The sequence below is a fragment of the Dactylosporangium cerinum genome (genome assembly GCF_042653625.1).
GTDB classification, from domain to species: Bacteria; Actinomycetota; Actinomycetes; order Mycobacteriales; family Micromonosporaceae; genus Dactylosporangium; species Dactylosporangium cerinum.
Genome location: NZ_JBHSIU010000130.1, coordinates 780,808 through 800,444, shown reverse-complemented (window position 1 = coordinate 800,444; position 19,637 = coordinate 780,808). Strand labels below are relative to the sequence as shown.

The following is a 19,637-nucleotide window of genomic DNA, read 5'->3' as shown; positions in this document are numbered from 1 at the left end:
GCTCATTGTCCGGCCACCCCCACCTGGGTGCCCTCGGCGAGACCGGCGGCGCCGATCTCGACCCGGCCCTGCGCGAACATGCCGACGGTGACCGGCACGATCCGGCGCCCGCCGCCGCTGAACACCTCCACGCCGTAGCCGTCGCCGACGGCCAGCAGCGCCACGATCGGCACGGTCAGGACGTCCTTCTTCTCGGCCCGCACGACGGTGACGTCGACGGCGTCGCCGTCGTCGCCGGTGAGCGCGGACTGGTCCGCCACGCTCACGGTGACGACGGTCTTGCGCTGGCCGTCGTCCTGCGCCGCGTTCACCGCGGTCATGCTGCCCTCGACGGGCTTGCCGGTGGCGGAGCGCACCTGCACCGTGGTGCCGACCTTGGCCACGGCGGCCTGCCGGGTCTCCAGTTCGACGGAGACCGTCCGGGTGGTTCCGGTCACCGTCAGCACCGGCGTGCCGGCGGCGGCCGGCTCACCGACGCGTTGTTTCTGTTCGGCCACCCGGACCGGCGCGGCGACGTAGGTGACCCGGCCGAGTTCGACGGCGCCGGTCTCGGCCAGGCCGAGCTTCTTCTGCCACCGTTGCACGGCCACCGCTGTCGCGCCGTCGAAGACGGTGTCGACGGTGAAGCCCCGGTAGCCCAGGGCCCGCAGGTTCTCCTCGAACTGTTTGACGTCGGGGCCTTTCACGTTCACGGCGAGGTCCCGGTAGGCGGGGATGTCGCCGAGCAGCACCAGGACCGGCTGGTCGTCGACCCGGTAGGCGGCGTCGCCCCGCCGCAGGACGGTGCCCGGCGCGGGGACCTTCGTCAGGGTGCCGGTGAGCCGCCCGGCGAACGGTTCGGCGGTGCCGTAGCCGATCCGGCCGGTGAGGTGGACGGCGTCGACGAGGGTGGTGCGCGTGACCGGCGCGGTCTTCGGCGGCGGTGCGGCCGGGGCGGTGTCACCATGGCCGCGCCCGCCGTAGCCGAGGGTGGCCAGGACGGCGACCGCGACGGTGGCGGTCCCGCCGACGACGCCGGTGACGATGCGCCGGCTCATCGCTTCGGCGCCGGGCTGCTGGCGGCGTCGCACGCGCGGGCGGCCTCTTCGAAACGCTGCATCGCCGCGGTGTCGTCCATCGGGATGCCGGGCAGCTGCTGCATGCCGTCGGCGGACGGGTCCGGATAGTCGATGCCGTGGGCCCGCATGCACTGGGCGTAGCGCACCTGCTGCTCCAGCTCCGCGGCGGTCGGTTTGCGCGCCTCCCCTCCGTTGGGCAGGAACCTGCGGCACGCCTCGAACGCCGCCCCGTCGGCGCCCAGGTCCAGCACCTCGGCGGCCCCGGCCGGACCCTGGCTGTCCCCACCGCCGCCACCTGTCACGATGCCCCCGGCACCGGGGTCGGGCATGTCGACGCCGTTGTCACGCATGCACTGCGCAAACTTCAACGCCTGCTCCTGATCGCTGCCGGCCGAGGCCGGCGCGCCGCCGGGCCGGGCGGCCACGAACCACACCCCCGCACCGGTCAGCAGCACCGCGGCCAGCGCCAGCACCGGCACGAGGACCTTCAACTTCGTCATGCCGCCATCGTCGGGACCCGGCGGTGGCAGCACCGTGTCGTCCGACCACACACGGATGCCACCTGGCCACGGCCACAATGAGGGGATGACCAGGCTCACCATCCGCGGGCGACTCACGCTGTGGTACGCGGCCGTCTTCGCCGGCACGGGCGCCTCCGTGCTCGGGCTGATGTATCTGCTCGTGCGGCGCGAGTTCTTCACCGCCAGCGAAGCCCTGGTCGCCGACCTCACCGAGGCCGACAGCACCACCCTCGTGCCCACCGGCACCGTCATCGGGGCCCAGCCGCTCGCCGCGGTCGAGATGGCCACCACCACGGCCCGCACCGACGCGCTGCGCACGATCGTGCTCGAGACCGGCGGCGTCTTCGTCGCGCTGGCCGTCGTCTCGCTGGTGTTGTGCTGGCTGGTCGCCGGCCGGGCGCTGGGCCCGCTGCGGCAGATCACCAGCACCGCCGCCGCGCTGTCGCACGACACGATGGACGCCCGGATCGGGCTGCACGGACCGCCCGACGAGCTGCGCACCCTGGCCGTCGCGTTCGACGCGATGCTCGACCGGCTCGCCCACGCGTTCCAGGGCCAGCGGCTGTTCGTCGCCAACGCGTCACACGAGCTGCGCACGCCCCTGACCATCATCCGCACCGCCGCGGAGATGGCCCTGTCCCGCCCGGTCCGCACCGAGGAGCAGTACCGGCAGGCGCTGCAGACGGTCGTCACGGCCGCGGCCCGCAGCGACGCGATGCTCACCAGCCTGCTGCAGCTGGCGCAGACGCAGCGGGGCGCCTTCCAGCCGGTCGACCTGGCCACCGCGGCCACCGGCGCGGTCGCCACCTGGCCACCGGACGGCCCGCTGCTGCACCACCGTCTCGCGCCGGCGCGCTGCACCGGCGACCCGGTCCAGCTGGAGCTGGTGCTGCGCAACCTCCTGGAGAACGCCGCGCGGTACAACATCGCCGGCGGCGAGGTGTGGCTGACCACCGGCACGGACACCGGCACCGCCTGGCTGCGCGTCGACAACACCGGCCCGGTCGTGGCGCCGGCCGAGCTGCCCGCGCTGCGTCAGGCGTTCCAGCGGGGCGAGGGGCGCCGGACCGGCGCGTCGGGCGCCGGGCTGGGGCTGGCGATCGTGGAGGCCGTCGCCGCCGCGCACGACGCCACCCTGACCGTCGTCCCGCGCGACGGCGGCGGCCTGTCCGTGACCGTCGCCGTGCCGGCCGGATGAGCGCCGTCCTGCGGGTCCTGGTGGTCGAGGACGACCCCGTCCTCGCCCAGCTGATCGCCGATGGCCTGCGCGAGCACGACATGACCGTCGACGTCGTGCACGACGGCGCCGCCGCCGTCAGCCGGGCCACCGACGTCGCCGCGGACGTCGTCGTCCTCGACCGCGACCTGCCCGTCCTGCACGGCGACGACGTGACCCGGGCGCTCATCCGGCTCGGCTCGCCGGCGCGCGTCCTCATGCTGACCGCCGCCGCGTCCCTGGACAGCCGCGTCGAGGGCCTGAACCTCGGCGCCGACGACTACCTCGCCAAACCGTTCGCGTTCGCCGAGCTGATCGCGCGGGTGACCGCGCTGGGCCGCCGGGCGCCGAACCGGATCCCGACCGTCCTGCACCGCGGCGACCTCACCGTCGACGTCGGGCGGCACGAGGTCCGCCGCGGCGGCCGGCCGGTCACCCTGACCCGCAAGGAGTTCGGCGTCCTCACCGAGCTGCTCCGCGCCGACGGCGAGATCGTCAGCGCGGAGCACCTCCTCAACCGGGTCTGGGACGAACACGCCGACCCGTTCACCACCGCCGTGCGCACCACGGTCAAGACGCTGCGCCAGAAGCTCGGCGACCCCGACCCGATCGCCACGGTCGTCGGCCGCGGCTACCGCCTGGCGTGACGTCCGCGGCGGCCGGTCACGCCGGCGCCAGCTGCCACTGCTGGTTCGTGCCGTTGTTGGCGCCCCACTGCACGACCTGGGCGCCGTCGTTGCCGGACTGGCCGTAGACGTCGGCGAGCAGGCCGCTGGCGACGTTGACGATCGTGTAGTAGCCGTCCGCGGCCGGCCGGAGATACCACTGCTGGTTCGCCCCGCCGTTGGCGGACCACTGCTGCAGTGGCAGCCCCTCGGTGGTGCTGCCGCCGTTGACGTCGAGGACCTTCCCGGTCGGGACATACCGCAGGGTGTACGCACCGCCGGTGGCCGTGGCGAGCGTCCACGCGCCGGCGCCGCTCTGCTGCACGACCCCGGCGCCGTCCGCGGTGGAGTTGCCGGCCACGGCGAGGGGCTTGCCGCTGTTGCGGTTGACGATGCGGTAGTTCGACCCGGCCACCACACCGGTGCTGATCTCGAACCGGTCGACGGTGGCCCAATTGTGGCTCGCCCCGGGCCGCTGGTTGCCCGTCACCCGGACCCGGACCGTGTGGGTGCCGGACGCCAGCCGCGGACTGGTCCACACCGTGACGTCGCCCTGGCGGGTCGCGGAGTACTCGTCGACGAGGGTCTCCGCGCCGCCGTCGACCGACACGGCGACGATGCCGTGGCTCGCGTCGGTGACCGCACGCAACGCGACGCCGGTGCCGGTGAACGACAGGGTCGCGGTGCCGCCGGCCACGTCGGAGTAGGTGTTGGTGCCGGCGTACGGGCCGGACTCGCCGCTCGCCCGCGACCAGGTGCCGCCGTAGACGATCCGCGGGTCGGCGTCGTCCACGGTGGAGGAGTTCGCGCCGAGCGTGAAGTACTCCACCGCGTCGGTGAACACGGTGGCGCCGTTCTTGGTGGTGGACAGGGTCAGGTACACGCGGCTACCGGAGGCCGGCGTGGTGAACGAAACCGGCTGGGTGACCCGGGACCCGAGCGGCACATTGAGCGCCGTGTTCCCCGACGCGATCACCGTGCCGTCGGGCTGGTTCAGCCGCGCGGTCCACACCAGGCCGACCGACGTGGTGCTGAAGTCGTCGTTGAACACGGTGATGTTCCGCGTCACCGGCGCGTCGTAGCCGTAGTTGTCCACCGCCTGCGGCAGCGGGAACGTGCCGTTGGCGTCGGAGATCCCGGAGGCCGACCAGTAGGGCAGGTCGATCGCGGCGATCGGGTGGAAGCCGGCCTGGATGCGCTGGATCTGCGGGTTGCTCCACGGATCGGTGAGGTTGTCCGCGCCGTAGACCGGCCGGCCGCCCTCCTCGGGGACGAAGTCGGTGGTCCGCACGCCCGGCACGAACCCCGCCCAGCCCGACAGCAGCGTGTACGGCCGCAGGTCGCTGGCGTCCTTGCCCCGCTTGGCCGCGGTGAGCGTGGCGAACCACTCGAAGCCCTGCTTCGTGTTGCACTTCGGCCAGATGAACTCGGTCTCGCCGTCCGGGCGGCCGGGCGTGGACACGACCCGTTCGGTGTAGGCCCCGAGCCCGTCGAGGTAGTGCGGGAACGAGGCGAAGTTGGCGTACCGCATGTTCGGGTACCTGTTCGGGTCCTCACCGTCGACGATGACCGGCCGGGTGCCGTCGTTGCCGTTCATGGCGGCGTACAGGTCCTGCTGGAACTGTTCGGTGTCGCCGCTGAGGCCGGGCTCGTTGCTCTGGCTCCAGCGCAGCACGGCCGGGTGGTTGCGGTCGCGCAGCGTCAGCGCCCGGGCGTGGTTCACCATGTTGTCGTGGCCGGCCTGGAAGTCCTCGCGGCCGTTGGATCCGCGGATCGCGGTCTCGTCCACGAGCATCAGCCCCATCTCGTCGGCGACGTCCAGCATGTACGGGCTGGCCGGCTCCTGGTGGATGCGCACCACGTTGAAGTTGAGCCGCTGGTAGTTGTCCACCGCCTGCGGCCAGCCGCCGTTGCCCGCCGACGGTGGCAGGAACCCCGGCAACGTGTCGAACGCGTCGCCGACACCACCGTTGTTGATCCGGTCGTAGTCCGCGCCCTGCAGGTTGTCGCCGCGGTAGTTCACCCGCACGCCGTTGAGGGAGTAGTACTCCCCGTTCTGCGTGCTCTCCCGGAACCCGAACCGGAACAGCGCGTCGCTGGTCCGCCCGTCGTCGGTCGTGGCGTGCACGGCCAGGCGGTGCAACTGGGCCCGGTACCCCGAGCGGTACGGCACGTTCGGCCACCAGTAGGAGCCCGTGCCGAGGTTCCAGGTGACCGGGCCGACCGTCACCTTGACCGTCGAGTGCGCCGGCACGGACACGGTCCGGCCGGGCAGGCCCGGGTAGGCGAACGACCCGCCGCCGTCGGAGGACAGCGTGCCGGTCAGCGTGACCGTGCGGGCGCCGGCCGACGTGTTGGTCACCGACACGTCATAGGTGAGGCTCTGATTCGCCACCGAGGTGCGCACGAACGCGTCGCTGACGTACACCGCCGGGTAGACGCGCAGGAACGCGGAGCGGAAGATGCCCTGCGGGACCGCCTCCGACCACTCCGCCGCGGTCGGCACCAGGTACTTGCCGTTGGCCGGGTTCTTCAGCGCGTCACGGCCCTTCACGTCCACCGTGATCGTGTGTGTCGTGCCGGGCGCCGCGAACGCGGTGATGTCGAACCTCGACGGGGTGAACGCGGTCGTCTGCGTGGCCACCACCCGCCCGTCGACCGACAGCGTCGCCTGATGGTTCACCGCGCCGAACTCGATCCAGGTCGACTGCGGCTGCCCCGCGTTCGGCACGGTGATCGTCCGGGAGTACACCGCGTGCGCGACGTCGGTGAACCCCTGCTTGTACCAGCCACCGCCCGGCACGGTGATCGACGTCGTCGCCCGCCCCTCGGGGGTGAACGACCACTGACCGGCCAGGTCCACCGACGCCACCGCCGCGTTGCCGGCCGTGAACCCGTCGACGGCGGGCACCGCCGCCAACGCGTCGCGTTGCACTCCGAGAATCACGGTGGCGGCTCCGGCGACAAGCGCGGCGGCAACGACGGAACGGCTCGCCTTGGGACTGTGTCGATGCATGGGGATCCTTTCGGCCGGCGCCGGTGACGGGTGGTTGCGCACCGTGCGGCGGCGCCGGGAGACGGCGGGCGCATCCTTGACGGAGGAGCGCAGTGAGGTGCTGCCGCGCGATCGATGAGGGTGTTCGGATCGCCCGGTCAGCCGGTGCGCGCACGGCCGCCGTGCCGTGTCTCTCGCCCTCTCAGCGTTAACGCTCACATGACGGGTGTCAAGCGAAACCCGCCGATGCGTGCAAGGTGCCGGCCATGAGGACGAACAATTGCTCAACCATGCGAAAGTGTGGCTGGAGGACGCCGCCTGTGAGCGGTCCCGTATCGTTGATCACCGTCGGTGCCGCTCGGCGTCCACCTCGCGTTCATGTGCAGTTTCGATGGTGTTCAAAGGCTGCTCTGAGGTTCGGCTGCTTGTGTCCTGCTTTGTCAGCTGCCGTACTCAGATTGGCGACCACCATGCGATGGCCGTTCCGACGACGTGCCGTGCCGCCGGACCCCTCCCCGGCCGACGCACCGGAAGCACCCGCCCTGCCGGCCGAAGCGGGCAACGACGACCACGTCGGTCACGCGCTGCGGGCGCCGAGCCGGCTGCACGCGTTCAACCGCTACGAGATCAAGTACCTGATGCCCGGCACCGCCCTGCCGGCGCTGCGCGCGGAGCTGGACCGCCGCCTCGACCGGGACAGCCACGGCACCGCCGGCGGCTACGGGGTGTGGAGCACCTACTACGACACCCGGGACCTGCGGTTCTACTGGGAGAAGATCGAGGGGCTGAAGTTCCGGCGCAAGCTGCGTATCCGCCACTACGGTGACCGGTTCGGCGTCGACGACGACACCGACGTGTTCGTCGAGATCAAGCAGCGGGTCAACCGGGTCACGCAGAAGCGGCGGGTCGCGCTGCCCTACCGGCTGGCGTTGCAGCTGTGCGACGGCCGCGAGATGGTCGAGCACGAGCCGGGCCAGCGGGCCTTCCTCGAGGAGGTGCTGGGGCTGGTCGGCCGCCTCGACCTGCAGCCGGTGGCCATGACGGGATACCAGCGGGAGGCGTTCGTCGGCCGCGGCGCCGAGGCGGGCCTGCGGGTCACCGTCGATCAGCGGCTGCGCGGCCGGGACCGGGACTTCCACCTGGGCGCCGACGCCGAGAACCGGCTCATCGTCCCGGCCCGGCTCGCCGTCGTGGAGTTCAAGGCCAACGAGCGCGTGCCCTACTGGCTCACCGACCTCGCCGCCGAGCTCAACCTGTCCGTCGCGCGGATCTCCAAGTACTGCCAGAGCGTCGAGGCGTTCGGCAGGGCGCCCCGCTCGATCTTCCACGTTCCCACCCGAAGTGAGGCCTGACCCCATGCCGTTCGACGTCCAGGACCTGTCCGGCACGTTCAGCGTCGGCGACATCGCCATCGCGCTGTCGCTGTCATTCGTGCTCAGCGCCATGATCGGCTGGGTGTACCGGTTCACCCACCGCAACGTGTCCTACAGCCAGTCCTACGTGCAGACCCTCGTCATCCTCGGCATGCTCATCGCCCTGATCATGCTGGTGGTCGGCTCGAACATCGCCCGCGCGTTCGCGCTCGTCGGCGCGCTGTCCGTGGTCCGGTTCCGCAACGCGATCAAGGAGACCCGCGACGTCGGGTTCATCTTCCTGGTCATGGGCGTCGGCATGGCCGCCGGCACCCGCTTCTACACCCTGGCCATCGTCGCGGCGGTCGCGATCAGCCTCATCATCGTGGTGATGTACCGGTTCAACTGGTTCGCCGCCAGCGTCCAGCGGCAGGTCGTCAAGGTCCAGGTCCCGCCGGACGGCGGCCACACCGAGGGCATCCAGGACGTGCTCATCGCCCACACCAGCGAGTTCGAGCTGGTCAGCATGGAGTCGATCCGCGGCGGCGCCCTCACCGAGCTGATGTACACCGTCCGGCTCAAGAAGGGCCACGAGCCCGGCCAGCTCATCACCGCACTCGGCGAGCGCACCAGCGGGCAGCGGGTGACCGTCCTGACCGGCTACGACCAGACGGACCTGTGATGCACCCCCGGCTGCCACAGCGGCTGCTGCACCGGATCCCGGTCCGGATACGGCACTACTGGAAGCTGCTCGCGGTCTGCGCCGCGTTCCTGGTCGCGTGCGCGGTGGTGTTCAGCACCGTGCGGGTCGCGCCACTGGTCACCAGCGCCAGCGACAACAACGGCGACCAGGTCACGCAGGACGTGGCCGGCAGCACCGACCTGTTCGACGCGACCCGGGCCCACAAGGTCACACTGACCTTCAAGGACGCCGACTACCAGCGGCTGCTCGACGAGTTCTGGGACGAGGGCGAGAAGGAGTTCCTCGAGGCCGACATCACCATCGACGGCACCCGCCTGGACAGTGTCGGCATCCGGCTCAAGGGCAACTCCACCCTCTCCGGGCTGACCCGCAACGGCCAGTCCCGCCCGGGCGGGTTCGGCGGCGGGCGGGGCGGGCAGCTGCCGCAGCGCAACGGCAACGGCGGCTTCCCGGGCGGCGGTCAGGGCGCCCTGCCGGGCGGCGACCAGCAGGGCGGATTCAGGCCGGGCGGCGGGTTCGGCATGTCGTCGCTCAAGGCCGAGGAGCCGGAGACCCTGCCGTGGCTGATCCGCTTCGACGAGTTCGCCGACGGCCGCCGCTACCAGGGCCACCGCGAGATCGCCGTGCGCGTCGCCGGCATGGGCGGCGGCTCCACGGTGCTCAACGAGGCCGTCTCCCTCAACGTCCTCGCCGCCGCCGATCAGACGGCGCAGCGCTACGCGTACACCAGCTTCACCGTCAACGACCGGCCGACGACGGCCCGCCTCATCGTCGAACACCCCGACGAGGACTTCGCCGACACCCTCGGCGGCTCCGGCGTGCTCTACAAGAGCCTCGCCACGGGATCGTTCACCGACCAGGGCGACGACCCGACCGACTACGCCGACGACTTCAAGCAGATCACCAAGAAGGGCAGCCAGGACCTCCAACCGGTCATCGACCTGATCCAGTGGGTGAACGGCGCCGGCGACGCCGACTTCGACAAGCACCTCGCCGAGCACGTCGACGTGCCGTCGTTCGCCAACTACGTCGCCGTGCAGAACCTGCTGCTCAACTCCGACGACATGGCCGGCCCCGGCCGCAACTACTACCTCTGGTACAACCTGAAGACCAAACGGTTCTCCGTCGTCGGCTGGGACTACAACCTGTCCTTCTCCGGCAGCGCCACCACCGGCCCGCACGACACCACCTCGATGGGCGGCGGCCGCTTCCCGGGCGGCGGCAACGCCGGGGCCAATGGTGGCGCGCTGCCGCAGGACTTCCAGCCGCCGGCCGGCATGCAGCTGCCCGGCGGCGGGCGTGGCTTCGGCGGGATGGGCGGCAACAAGCTCAAGGAACGCTTCCTGGCCAGCACCGCGTTCAAGGCGACCTACGACGACGCCTACCGCAAGCTGTACAAGAAGATCTACGCCGGCGCGGACGCCCTGAACATCCTCGACGGCATCACCAAGGTCCTCGGCACCGTCGAGGGCAACAACGCCGACAAGACCAGGTCCGACGCCGACCAGCTGCGCAACCTCATCGTGCAACGCACCGAACACCTCGCCGGCGACGCCGTCATCACCGACGGGTGACCAAGGACCCCGAGGACACCGCGGCCGTCGATGTGCGGTGCACGCACACCGGCGGCCGCGGCGGCCTCACGCCCGCCGGTTCACGGTCGCCGCGCCGGCCGGAGCGATCGGGGGTAGCGCGACGAACGTCGCGACGGTGGTGGCACCCAGCGCGACCGCGGCCACGGCGAGGCTGATCCGCAGGCCGGCCCCGAAGCCGGCGCCCGACGCCACGATCGCCCCGAAGACGGCGACGGCGACCGCACCGCCGGTCTGCCGGACGGTGTTGAGCACGCCGGCCGCGGTGCCGGCCCGCTCCGCCTCGACGCTGCCCAGCAGCAGCCCGGTGAGCGCGGGCACGGCCAGGGCCCCGGCCAGGCCGACCGGCACGGTCGCCAGCGCCACCAGGGCCAGCGGGGTGTCCGCGTCGACGAACAGCAGCAGCGTCAACCCCACCACGGTGCCCGCCTGCCCGAGCACCATCGGCACCCGCGGCCCGTATCGCTGGATCATCCGCGCCGCGACGAGCAGGTTGGACAGTGCCACCACCGCCGTCGCCGGGACGAACATCAGCCCGGCGACGAACGCGGTCCGGTGCAGTTCCCGCTGGAAGAACAGACTCAGCAGGAAGATCGTGCCGTACCAGGCCACGTTGACGGCGAACCCGGCGGCGATCGACACCGACACCGGGCGCCGCCGGAACAGCCCGAGCGGCATCGTCGGATGCTCGTGGCGGGCCTCGACGACGAGGAACGCGATCACCGCGACCGCGGCGAGCCCGAACGCGCCGATCACCTCGGGCGCGCGGTAGCCACGGTCGCCGCCCTCGATCACGCCGACGGTCAGCCCGGCCAGGCCGAGGACCGCCAGGACCTGCCCGAGGAGGTCCAGCGGCGCGGCCCGGCGCGGCGACCGCGGCGCGCGGCGCAGCAGGAGGAGGCCGGCGATGCCGACGGGCAGGTTGATGAAGAAGATCGCGCGCCAGTTCCAGGCGCTGGTGAGCAGGCCACCGAGGGCCGGGCCGACGGTCGTGGCGATGGCGCCGGCCGCGGTCCAGGTGGCGATGGCCCGGGTGCGCCGGTGCGGGTCCGGGTACGCCTGGCGGACCAGGGCGAGCGAGGCCGGCATGGTCAGCGCCGCGGCCAGGCCCTGCACGAGCCGGGCCGCGACCAGCATCCACAGCTCGGTGGCCAGCCCGCAGGCGACCGAGGCCGCGGTGAACAGCACCAGGCCGCCGGCGAACGCGCGGCTCGCGCCGATCCGGTCGGCGAACGCGCCCGCCGAGAGCATGAACGCCGCGAACGTCAGCGTGTAGCCGTCGACGACCCACTGCAGCCCGGCGATGCCGCCGTGCAGGTCGGTGCCGATGTCCGGCAGGGCCACGGTGACGACCAGCGCGTCGAGGGAGATGACCACGAACCCCAGGGCCGCGGCGAGAAGAGGTGCCATGTCCGTCGACCGTAGGCTTTTTCCGGTGGCGCACCTGGGTGCGCTACACCCCCTCTGCGCACTTGCGGCGCGGCCCGGCGCGGGCAGACTGGAAGCGTGACGGACCGGGGGAATGAGCTGGGCACATTCCTGCGCGCGCACCGCGCGGCGCTGCGCCCCGACGACGTGGACCTGCCCGGGGGCACCGGCATGCGGCGGACCCCGGGGCTGCGCCGCGAGGAGGTCGCCACCCTCGCCGGGGTGAGCGTGGACTACTACACCCGCCTCGAGCGCGGCAGGGAGCGGCAGCCCAGCCCGTCGGTCGTCGACGCCCTCGCCGGCGCGCTGCGGCTGCGCCGCGACGAGCACCGGCACCTGCGCGACCTGGTGAGCCGCCGCCCGGCACCGGCCGAGCTGTCCCACCGGGTGCGGCCCGGCGTGCACCGCCTGCTGGAGGCGCTGCGCCCCAACCCCGCCTACGTGGTCGGCCCGACCAACGACCTGCTCGCGGCCAACCCGTCGGGCCTGCACCTGCTGGCCGGCATCGAGGCGTGGCCGGTCCAGCGGCGCAACATCGTCCGCTACGTCTTCCTGCACCCGGCCGCGCGCCGCCTCTACGTGGACTGGGACCAGCTGGCCCCGGGCGTGGTCGCCCACCTGCGCGCGGTCGCGGGCGAGTTCGCGCACACGCCCGAGTTCGTCCACCTCGTCGGCGAACTGACGCTCAACAGCGCCGAGTTCGCCGGCCTGTGGCAGCGGTACGAGGTCGACGCGCACACCAACGGCGACAAGCGCTTCCACCATCCCACGGTCGGCCGGCTCACCCTCGGCTACGAGGCGATGCGTCTCGACGGCACCGACGGGCAGCGCCTGATCGCCTACCACGCCGCGCCGGGCACCCCGGACCACGCCGCCGCCGAACTGCTCGACGCCGACGTCACCCGCGCCGCCTGAGGGTCGCTGAAGATGAACCCGTCACTGGCGATGTTGCGGAACATGAGGGCATACATCAGTGGCACGAGGGATGGCAGGTCGACGGTCCCGGGCGCCAGTGAGTTCTGGACCAGGGCCCGCGGATGCGACGTGGCGTCCGATCGGTTGGTCCGGGCGGGTGCGTGGATCGTGGAGGTGGACATTCGAGGTACGCCTTTCGTGGTTCGAGCACGCTCCCGCGACGCCGGCACCGGCTGAGGCGCCGTCGGGCGTTGGGTGTGTGCTCTAGGGCGGTTGGCTGCGCGGTGCGGTCCAGTGACAACCGTCGACTCATGCGACGCCGCTCAGGGGCATCGGTCAGGCCCCGCCGGGACCCGTCACGATCGGGCCCGACAACCCAATTCTCCCAGGTCAGAGGCCGGTTATCTGACGTTTGATCACATCGCGACCGGGCAACGCTCCTCGCCCGCTTCGTCCCTCGCCCGGGTTGGCTACAGTCCTCGATCGACGACGTATCCATCGATATGCACGCAGCGGGGGATCATGGCACCGAACCAGTGGGGCCCACCGCCCCAGAACACCGTGCGGCCGCAACGCGACCACACCAAGCTCAGCATCTGGCTGGCCTTCGCCGGCACCATCATCACCGCCATCATCGGCGGCATCTTCGCCGTCGTCGCGGCCCGCCGGGGCGACAGCCCGGCACCGGCGCCGACCGGCGCCGCGCAACCGGCCCCCCAGCGGACGACCGCGGCGGGTCAGCCGCCGGCCACGGGCAACACCACCGGCGCCGGACCCGGCGGCGCCGCCGGGGCGGTCCGGTGGTCCGGGCAGCTCGTCGCGTCGAGCACCATGGGCAGCGGCCTGGGCGACGCCGTCGAGCTCGACACGAAGCCGCCGCATTCCATCGACGACGCCGACTGGCACGGTGACCTGAGCGTCGACCAGATCAGCGACGGCCGGTTCGAGCTGCACAAACCGCCCTTCAGCCCGTCGACGTCGTTCATGGTCTGGGACGGCGGCGGCACACCGGAGCTCGCGCAGTGCCAGGAGGCCGCGGCGGCCCGCGGCGCGACCCAGGTGCCCACGGTCGAGACCGGCGCGGTGCTCTGCGTGCGCACCACCGAGGGCCGCGCCGCCAGACTCACCGTGCAGAAGGTCGACGCCAAGGCCGCATCGGTCACCTTCAACGCCGTCGTGTGGGAGTCGGCCTGACCTAGACGCCGACGGCCGCGGCGCTCGCCTCCCAGAGAGCGGCGGCCGCCTCCCGGTCGCCGGCGTGCGCGGCCGGCCGGGTGAGCTTGTGCCCGACGTAGTAGCCGCCGTCGGTCAGCTCGGCGGCCGGGGTGGTGGCCAGCCAGACCAGCAGCGCACCGGCCTTCTGCGGGGTGGTCAGGAACGGCGCGAACCGGTAGACGAGCCGGACCGCGCCCTCGCCGAAGTTGGTGCGCACGACCCCGGGGTGAAACGAGACGCTGGTGATGTCCGGCCAGCGGCGCGCGGCCTCCGCGGCGAACAGGATGTTCGCGGACTTCGCCGCCCCGTAGGCCCGGGCCCAGCGGAACTTCGCCGGGTCGCCGGTGAAGTCGCCGGGGTCCGGGCGGCCCTGCGTGTGCACGCGCGACGCGGTGTTCACCACCCGGCCGCCGGTGAGCCGCTCCCGCAGCAGGCTCGTCAGCAGGAACGGGGCCAGGTGGTTGCCCTGGATCGTCGCCTCGTAGCCGTCGACTGTGCGCCGGTGGCCGCCGACCATGCCGCCGGCGTTGTTGGCGAGGACGTCGATCGCCGGATACGTGTCGAGGAGGTGCGCGGCGAGGTCACGCACCTGCGCGAGCCGCTCGAAGTCGGCCTGGAACCGGCCCGGTTCGCGGCCGCCGCCCGCGGCCCGCACCTGCGCGACCGCCGCGTCCAGTCGCTCCGGGGTGCGCCCGACGACCACCACCTGATCGCCCTGGGCGGCGAACTGCACCGCCGCCGCCAGCCCCACCCCGGAACTCGCCCCGGTGATCACCACAGTTCGATCCATCGATGCAGTATCCCTCAGCGCGGTCCCGCGCGACGCGCGACGAACCGGTACCGTGCCGGAGATGTCTTCCAAAAAGGACTTCGCCGGCATCGTGCTCGCCGCGATCCGTGCGGCGGGGGTGGCCGACGCGCAGTACCAACCGGACCAGTTCACGATCGCCGTCCGGCGCGACTCCCCCGACGAGTCGCCGACCCACATCTACCTCGGCAACCTCTACAGCGAGTGCGATGGCGTCGAACCCGACGAGCGCGACGAGCGCGTCGCCGCCTTCGTGGCCGCCGTCCTCGACGTCTCCGAAACCCCCGACACGTGGGACGAGGCCTGGCCACTGCTGCGCCCCCTGATGCGGCCCACCACCCACCACCTCGCCGTCGCCGACACGATCGAACATGTGCGCCGGCCGGCGTGGCCGTTCGTGTCCGAGTACATCGTGGTCGACCTGCCCACGAAGATGGCGTTCGTCACCACCAAGGACCTCGATCAGTGGGGCGTCCCCGAGGCCTTGGTCTTCGACCAGGCCCACCACAACATGTCCGGCTCGGCCCAGGCCACCGCGGCCGACCTCACCGCCGAGTCGAAGCAGCTGATCCGGCTGGTCGACGACGGCAATGCGTACTGGGCGTCGCACCTCTTCGTCGACGGCTGGCTGGCCGCCGTCGCCCCGGAGGACGGCGGCCGTCCCCTGTTCTTCGTCCCCGACACCACCGGCGCGCTCCTCGTCGGCACCTCCCCCGATGACGGGCCCGACGACCTGGCCCCGGTCTTCGAGCTCATCGAGTCCCAGTACCGCGAGGCCGCGCGCCCGATCTCGCCGGTTGCCTACACCGTCGACGACACCGGCGCGGTGGTGCCGTTCACCGTCCCGGCCGGGCACCCGCTGCACGCGATCACGCACCGGTCGGAGGTGCTGCTGGCCGCGCAGGAGTACGCCGCGCAGGCCGAGCACCTGGAGCAGTTCGAATTCGACGACCCGTTCTGGGGCGACGATCTGATGATGCCGTTCGTGGCGCAGTACGGCGTCGGGGAGCAGCCGGACGGGTCCGTGTTCTCGGCCGTGAGCTGGGCGGACCGGGTCGACACGCTGCTGCCGCGGGCCGACATCGTGGCGTTCGGCTCCGACGGGCCCGACGGGCCCGAGGTGTTCTTCGTCGCCTGGGACGACGTGGTGCGGGAGGTGGGCCTGGTGCCGGATCCGGCGTTCCTGCCGGAGCGGTTCCGGCTGCGGACCTGGCCGCCGCCCGAGGTCGTGGAGCGGCTGCGGAGGGTCGCCGTCGAGCTCTGAGCCCATCCGGATTGACTTGTCTCAAGTCTTGTCGCACGATGTTGAGACAAGACTTGAGACATCGGAGGGGTTATGCCGAAGGAACTGCCGGCGGGGACCGGCCCGCCGGACCTTGAGCCGGCCCGCGCGTGGCTGGCCGGGCACGACCTGGCCGGCGTCGCGCCGACCCCGGCGCTGGCGGCGCGGCTGGCGGTCCGGCGCCGCGCGCGGCTGGCCGGCGCCGTCCTGCTGGCCGTGTTCATCTGCGCGGTCGCCCTCGTCTACGTCAGCGACCTGCCCGCCGCCGGCGGGTTGCCGTCGTCGTTGGGGCGGGGGTCGCTGCTGGCGCTGACGGCGCTGGTGATCGGGCTGGTCCTGACCCAGGCACTGCTGGACCGGTGGGTGCGGCGGGTCGACCGGCGGGTCGCCGCGACGCTGCCGCGGCGGGCGGCCCACTCGGTCCGGCCCGGCTGGCGCACCGTGCTCGGCCGACCGCGGGCCGCGGTCGCGGTGGCCACCTTCGCCGGCGCGACGGCGCTCGCGGTCGGCGAACTGACCATGCGGGACGCCGCCGCGAGGTACGCGGCGATCGTGCTGCTCATCGGGCTGGGCGGGGTCGGCGTCGGCATTCTCGTGCAACTGCGGCACGTGCTGACGCATCCGGCGGTGGCGGACGACGAGGCCTCACTGACCGCCGACCTGGCCATGCGGGTCGAAGACGCCCGCGAGATCGCCACGCCGACCGCGGTGTGGTCACTGCCGGTCGCGTCGGTGTTCGCCACCGCGTTCGGCTGGTGGCTGGTCGCCTGGATGGCCTTCATCGTCCTGAGCACCGCCGCGCTCGTCCTGGTCAACGCGCGGACCGCGCGCAGCGGCGTGGTGGCGCGGCAGGCCACGAGCGCCCGGTGAGCCGGATGCTCGTCATCGACCCGGCCTCGCCCGTCCCGCCGTTCGAGCAGCTCCGGGCCCAGCTCGCCGGGCAGATCCAGGACCGCACCCTCGCCGTCGGCACCCGGTTGCCGACCATCCGCCGCCTGGCCGCGGACCTCGGCCTGGCCATCAACACGGTCGGCCGGGCCTACCGGGAGCTGGAGGAGGCGGGGCTGATCGAGACCCGCGGCGCGGCCGGGTCGTTCGTGTCCGCGGCCGGCGAGCAGGGTCGCGAACGGGCCGGCCGGGCCGCCGCCGAGTACGCCGCCGTCATCGCCAGCATCGGCCTCGACACCGACGAGGCCATCCGCATCGTCCGGGCGGCGCTGACCAAGGGCGCATGACCGGGCGTTACGGCGACGCGACGAGCGGCCGGGGCACGACGGCGCGGACCCGCCCGTCGTGCAGGACCGCGAGCCAGTCGCCGCCGGCCCGGGCGAAGGCCTCGTCGACCGGTTCACCTGCACCGCCGGCCGGCAGCACGGCGGCGACGGGCAGCCGCTCCGGGTCCTCCTTCAGGTCGTCGCGGAACAGTGCCCCGATGACGTCGCCGGCGGACCGGGACGGTGCCGTCGAGGCGCGGTCGAGCACGACGATCGCCACCTCCGCGCCGGTGCGGTCGAACACCTCCCGGGCCTGCGCCACGCTCGCCGTGGCCGGCACGACGGCCGGTGCCGGCGCGCCGGCCACGAGGTCACCGAGCACCGGCCGGGTCCCGGTGCCGTCGAGGAACCCGTTGCGCAGCAGCCATCCGTCGTCGAAGTACTTGGAGAGGTAGTTGCGGCCGGAGTCGGGGGCGACCACCACGACGAGATCGCCGGGGCCGAGACCGCGGGCGACCCGCAGCGCGGCGGCCACGGCCGCACCGCCCGACGCGCCGACCAGCAGCCCTTCCTGCCGGGCGAGGGCCCGGGTCGTCTCGATGGCGTCCCGGTCACCGACGCGTTCGACGGCGTCGAGCACGTCGGTGTGGAACGACTGCGGCCACAGGTCCTCGACCGTGCCCGGATGCAGGTAGTGGCCGATGCTCTCGACGTAGTACGGGCTTCCGTCGCCCCCGCCGTAGGTCGAGCTCTCGGGGTCGACGCCGATCACCCGGACCCGGCCGTCGCTGACGCGTTTGAGATATGCGCCCGTGCCGGAGACGGTGCCGCCGGTGCCGATGCCCGCCACGTAGTGCGTGACCCGGCCGGCGGTCTGCTCCCAGAGCTCCGGACCCGTGGTGTCGACGTGCGCCTGCGGGTTGGCCGGGTTGTCGTACTGGTTGGCGAACCACGCCCCCGGCGTCTCGTCGGCGATACGCCGGGCGAGCTGGCTGACGTGGCCGGGATCCTCCCGGGGCAGGCCGCCCGGGGTGACGATCACCTCGGCGCCGTAGGCGCGCAGCACGGCGAGCTTGTCGGCGCTGGTCTTGTCGGGCACCACGACGATCGTCCGGTAGCCGCGCTGCGCGGCGACGATCGCGAGCCCGATGCCGGTGTTGCCCGACGTGCCCTCCACGACGACGCCGCCCGGCCGGAGCGTGCCGTCGCGTTCGGCGGCGAGGACCATGTGCCGCGCCGCACGGTCCTTGACGCTGCCACCGGGGTTGAGGAACTCCGCCTTCAGGTACACCGGCGCACCGATGCCCTCGCCGATCCGGTTGAGCCGGATCAGGGGCGTGTGCCCGACCGCGTCGAGCACCGACTCGTAGACGTGTGTCATCGCGACGCCGACCTCCTCATCACATCGCTTCAATACAGACTGCACTCCATGCTTAAATATATCTACCCGGTAGGAATAGTTGTCTTCTTCTGTACGGTGCGATACGGTCCGATGAGCCTTACGGATGCATAGAAGGTGATCGAAGATGACGGACCATCCGCACGACGAAACCACAGTGCCTGAACCGGAAACCCCGGCGCTCGTCGACGCCAACGTGGACCTCGACGCGCCCCGGAGCATCTCCCGCCGCCGCCTGCTCACCGCGGCCGGTGTCGGCGCCGGTGTCCTCGCCGCCGGCGGCGTCGCCAGCTGGGCGTTCCTGCGCGGCCGGGACAAGGAGACCACCCCCGCCGGCGGGCTCACCGTGACGAAGTCATGGGCCGGCAAGGAGCTCACGCTCACCACGCCCAGCGGCGTCTGCGACGCACCACTGGTCATCGCCTACGAGAAGGGCTTCTTCCAGAAGGCGGGGCTCAACGTCGTGCTGAAGAAGTCCGGCACCGACGAGGACGTCACCGCGGCCGTCGGCTCCGGCAAGTACGTCGCGTCCAACGGCATCTTCTTCAACTACCTGGGACCGATCTACAACGGCACCCCGGTCAAGCTCAGCGGCGGCCTGCACCACGGCTGCCTGGACCTCTACGTGCGCAGCGACGGCTCGGTGCCGACGGTCGCCTCCCTCAAGGGCAAGCGGATCGGCGTCAGCAACCTGCAGGGCTCGGCGACCAACTTCTTCTCCCTCGATCTGCTCGACGCCGGCATCAACTCCAGCCCGGCCGCGAAACAGGTCGAGTGGGTGGTCATCGAGCAGGCCCTGCTGCCGCAGGCGCTCAAGGACAAGAAGGTCGACGCCATCGCGACCGCCGGCGGCTACCTGCCGATCATCCGGGGGGTCGAGGAGGGCTGGGCCAAGGAGATCTCCAACAACCGCGACCTGAGCGCCAACGCCAATCAGCCGTGCTGCGCGGTCGTGCTCAACAGCGAGTTCGCGAGCCAGGACCCGGTGACCGCCGGCAAGCTCGTGACCGCCTGGACGGAAGGCGCCCGGTGGGCCGGCGCCAACCTGGAGGAGACCGCGCAGATCGAGTCGAGCAAGAGCTACGTCGCGGGCAAGCCCGACGAGATCCTGCAGGTGCTCAAGACGCTCACGTTCGACCCGTCGCCGAAGGGCCTGCGCGAGTCACTGCTGCCCGGCATCGAGAAGTACGTGAAGACCGGCTTCCTGCCGGCCGGCGTGGACGTCCCGGCCCTCGCCGACAAGGTCTTCGTCGACCTCGGCCTCAACTTCTAAC

17 protein-coding genes are annotated in these 19,637 nt (G+C 72.2%); 11 read left to right on the top strand and 6 right to left on the bottom strand.

Annotated features, from left to right (window positions below):
• Positions 1 to 2 precede the first annotated feature (2 nt).
• Positions 3 to 1,070, bottom strand: a complete 1,068-nt coding sequence (locus ACFPIJ_RS61530; protein ID WP_380128835.1) for a peptidoglycan-binding protein — start codon at positions 1,068 to 1,070, stop codon at positions 3 to 5.
• Positions 1,034 to 1,558, bottom strand: coding sequence for a hypothetical protein (locus ACFPIJ_RS61525; RefSeq protein WP_380128834.1), 525 nt, complete (start codon positions 1,556 to 1,558; stop codon positions 1,034 to 1,036). The genes ACFPIJ_RS61530 and ACFPIJ_RS61525 overlap by 37 nt, the downstream gene beginning before the upstream one ends.
• An 85-nt stretch (positions 1,559 to 1,643) precedes the next feature.
• Here ACFPIJ_RS61525 and ACFPIJ_RS61520 point away from each other — a divergent pair, with 85 nt between their 5' ends.
• A complete protein-coding gene (locus ACFPIJ_RS61520) occupies positions 1,644 to 2,777 on the top strand; it encodes a HAMP domain-containing sensor histidine kinase (RefSeq protein WP_380128833.1) in 1,134 nt (377 codons plus the stop codon).
• A gap of 8 nt (positions 2,778 to 2,785) precedes the next feature.
• Complete coding sequence (locus ACFPIJ_RS61515; protein WP_380128997.1) at positions 2,786 to 3,442, top strand: response regulator transcription factor; 657 nt, start codon at positions 2,786 to 2,788, stop codon at positions 3,440 to 3,442.
• 16 nt (positions 3,443 to 3,458) lie between these two features.
• On the opposite strand, the gene ACFPIJ_RS61510 is transcribed toward ACFPIJ_RS61515, so the two are convergent.
• The gene (locus tag ACFPIJ_RS61510) at positions 3,459 to 6,476 is read right to left on the bottom strand and encodes an RICIN domain-containing protein (RefSeq protein WP_380128831.1); all 3,018 of its coding nucleotides are present in this window, start codon (positions 6,474 to 6,476) and stop codon (positions 3,459 to 3,461) included.
• A gap of 449 nt (positions 6,477 to 6,925) precedes the next feature.
• On the opposite strand from ACFPIJ_RS61510, the gene ACFPIJ_RS61505 reads away from it, so the two are divergent.
• Genes ACFPIJ_RS61505 through ACFPIJ_RS61495 form a run of 3 tightly spaced genes read left to right on the top strand, consistent with a single transcriptional unit; the run spans position 6,926 to position 10,084 of the window.
• A complete protein-coding gene (locus ACFPIJ_RS61505) occupies positions 6,926 to 7,807 on the top strand; it encodes a polyphosphate polymerase domain-containing protein (protein ID WP_380128830.1) in 882 nt (293 codons plus the stop codon).
• A 4-nt stretch (positions 7,808 to 7,811) separates the two neighbouring features.
• Positions 7,812 to 8,489 carry a DUF4956 domain-containing protein gene (locus ACFPIJ_RS61500; protein WP_380128829.1) on the top strand — a complete coding sequence of 226 codons (678 nt, stop codon included), beginning with the start codon at positions 7,812 to 7,814 and terminating at the stop codon, positions 8,487 to 8,489.
• The gene (locus ACFPIJ_RS61495) at positions 8,489 to 10,084 is read left to right on the top strand and encodes a CotH kinase family protein (RefSeq protein WP_380128828.1); all 1,596 of its coding nucleotides are present in this window, start codon (positions 8,489 to 8,491) and stop codon (positions 10,082 to 10,084) included. The genes ACFPIJ_RS61500 and ACFPIJ_RS61495 overlap by 1 nt, the downstream gene beginning before the upstream one ends.
• A gap of 66 nt (positions 10,085 to 10,150) precedes the next feature.
• On the opposite strand, the gene ACFPIJ_RS61490 is transcribed toward ACFPIJ_RS61495, so the two are convergent.
• Positions 10,151 to 11,512, bottom strand: coding sequence for an MFS transporter (locus ACFPIJ_RS61490; protein ID WP_380128827.1), 1,362 nt, complete (start codon positions 11,510 to 11,512; stop codon positions 10,151 to 10,153).
• Between the two features lie 96 nt (positions 11,513 to 11,608).
• Here ACFPIJ_RS61490 and ACFPIJ_RS61485 point away from each other — a divergent pair, with 96 nt between their 5' ends.
• Complete coding sequence (locus ACFPIJ_RS61485; RefSeq protein WP_380128826.1) at positions 11,609 to 12,445, top strand: helix-turn-helix domain-containing protein; 837 nt, start codon at positions 11,609 to 11,611, stop codon at positions 12,443 to 12,445.
• Between the two features lie 522 nt (positions 12,446 to 12,967).
• Entirely contained in the window at positions 12,968 to 13,639 is a 672-nt protein-coding gene (locus ACFPIJ_RS61480) for a hypothetical protein (protein WP_380128825.1), read from the top strand.
• A gap of 1 nt (position 13,640) precedes the next feature.
• Here ACFPIJ_RS61480 and ACFPIJ_RS61475 read toward each other — a convergent pair whose 3' ends face one another.
• Positions 13,641 to 14,450, bottom strand: coding sequence for an SDR family NAD(P)-dependent oxidoreductase (locus tag ACFPIJ_RS61475; RefSeq protein WP_380128824.1), 810 nt, complete (start codon positions 14,448 to 14,450; stop codon positions 13,641 to 13,643).
• Positions 14,451 to 14,511: 61 nt separating this feature from the next.
• Between ACFPIJ_RS61475 and ACFPIJ_RS61470 the strand changes: the two genes are divergently transcribed.
• The 3 genes from ACFPIJ_RS61470 to ACFPIJ_RS61460 all read left to right on the top strand — a co-directional run bounded on the left by ACFPIJ_RS61470 (position 14,512) and on the right by ACFPIJ_RS61460 (position 16,985).
• Positions 14,512 to 15,732 (top strand): DUF1444 domain-containing protein, encoded by a 1,221-nt coding sequence (locus tag ACFPIJ_RS61470; RefSeq protein WP_380128823.1) that lies wholly within the window; start codon positions 14,512 to 14,514, stop codon positions 15,730 to 15,732.
• Positions 15,733 to 15,804: 72 nt separating this feature from the next.
• On the top strand, positions 15,805 to 16,620 hold the full coding sequence (locus ACFPIJ_RS61465) for a hypothetical protein (protein WP_380128822.1): 816 nt from the start codon (positions 15,805 to 15,807) through the stop codon (positions 16,618 to 16,620).
• A 5-nt stretch (positions 16,621 to 16,625) separates the two neighbouring features.
• On the top strand, positions 16,626 to 16,985 hold the full coding sequence (locus ACFPIJ_RS61460; protein WP_380128996.1) for a GntR family transcriptional regulator: 360 nt from the start codon (positions 16,626 to 16,628) through the stop codon (positions 16,983 to 16,985).
• Positions 16,986 to 16,992: 7 nt separating this feature from the next.
• Here the strand turns inward: ACFPIJ_RS61460 and ACFPIJ_RS61455 are convergent, their stop codons facing one another.
• Complete coding sequence (locus ACFPIJ_RS61455) at positions 16,993 to 18,345, bottom strand: PLP-dependent cysteine synthase family protein (RefSeq protein ID WP_380128821.1); 1,353 nt, start codon at positions 18,343 to 18,345, stop codon at positions 16,993 to 16,995.
• Positions 18,346 to 18,490: 145 nt separating this feature from the next.
• Here ACFPIJ_RS61455 and ACFPIJ_RS61450 point away from each other — a divergent pair, with 145 nt between their 5' ends.
• Entirely contained in the window at positions 18,491 to 19,636 is a 1,146-nt protein-coding gene (locus tag ACFPIJ_RS61450) for an ABC transporter substrate-binding protein (protein ID WP_380128820.1), read from the top strand.
• The last annotated feature ends 1 nt before the right edge of the window (position 19,637 follow it).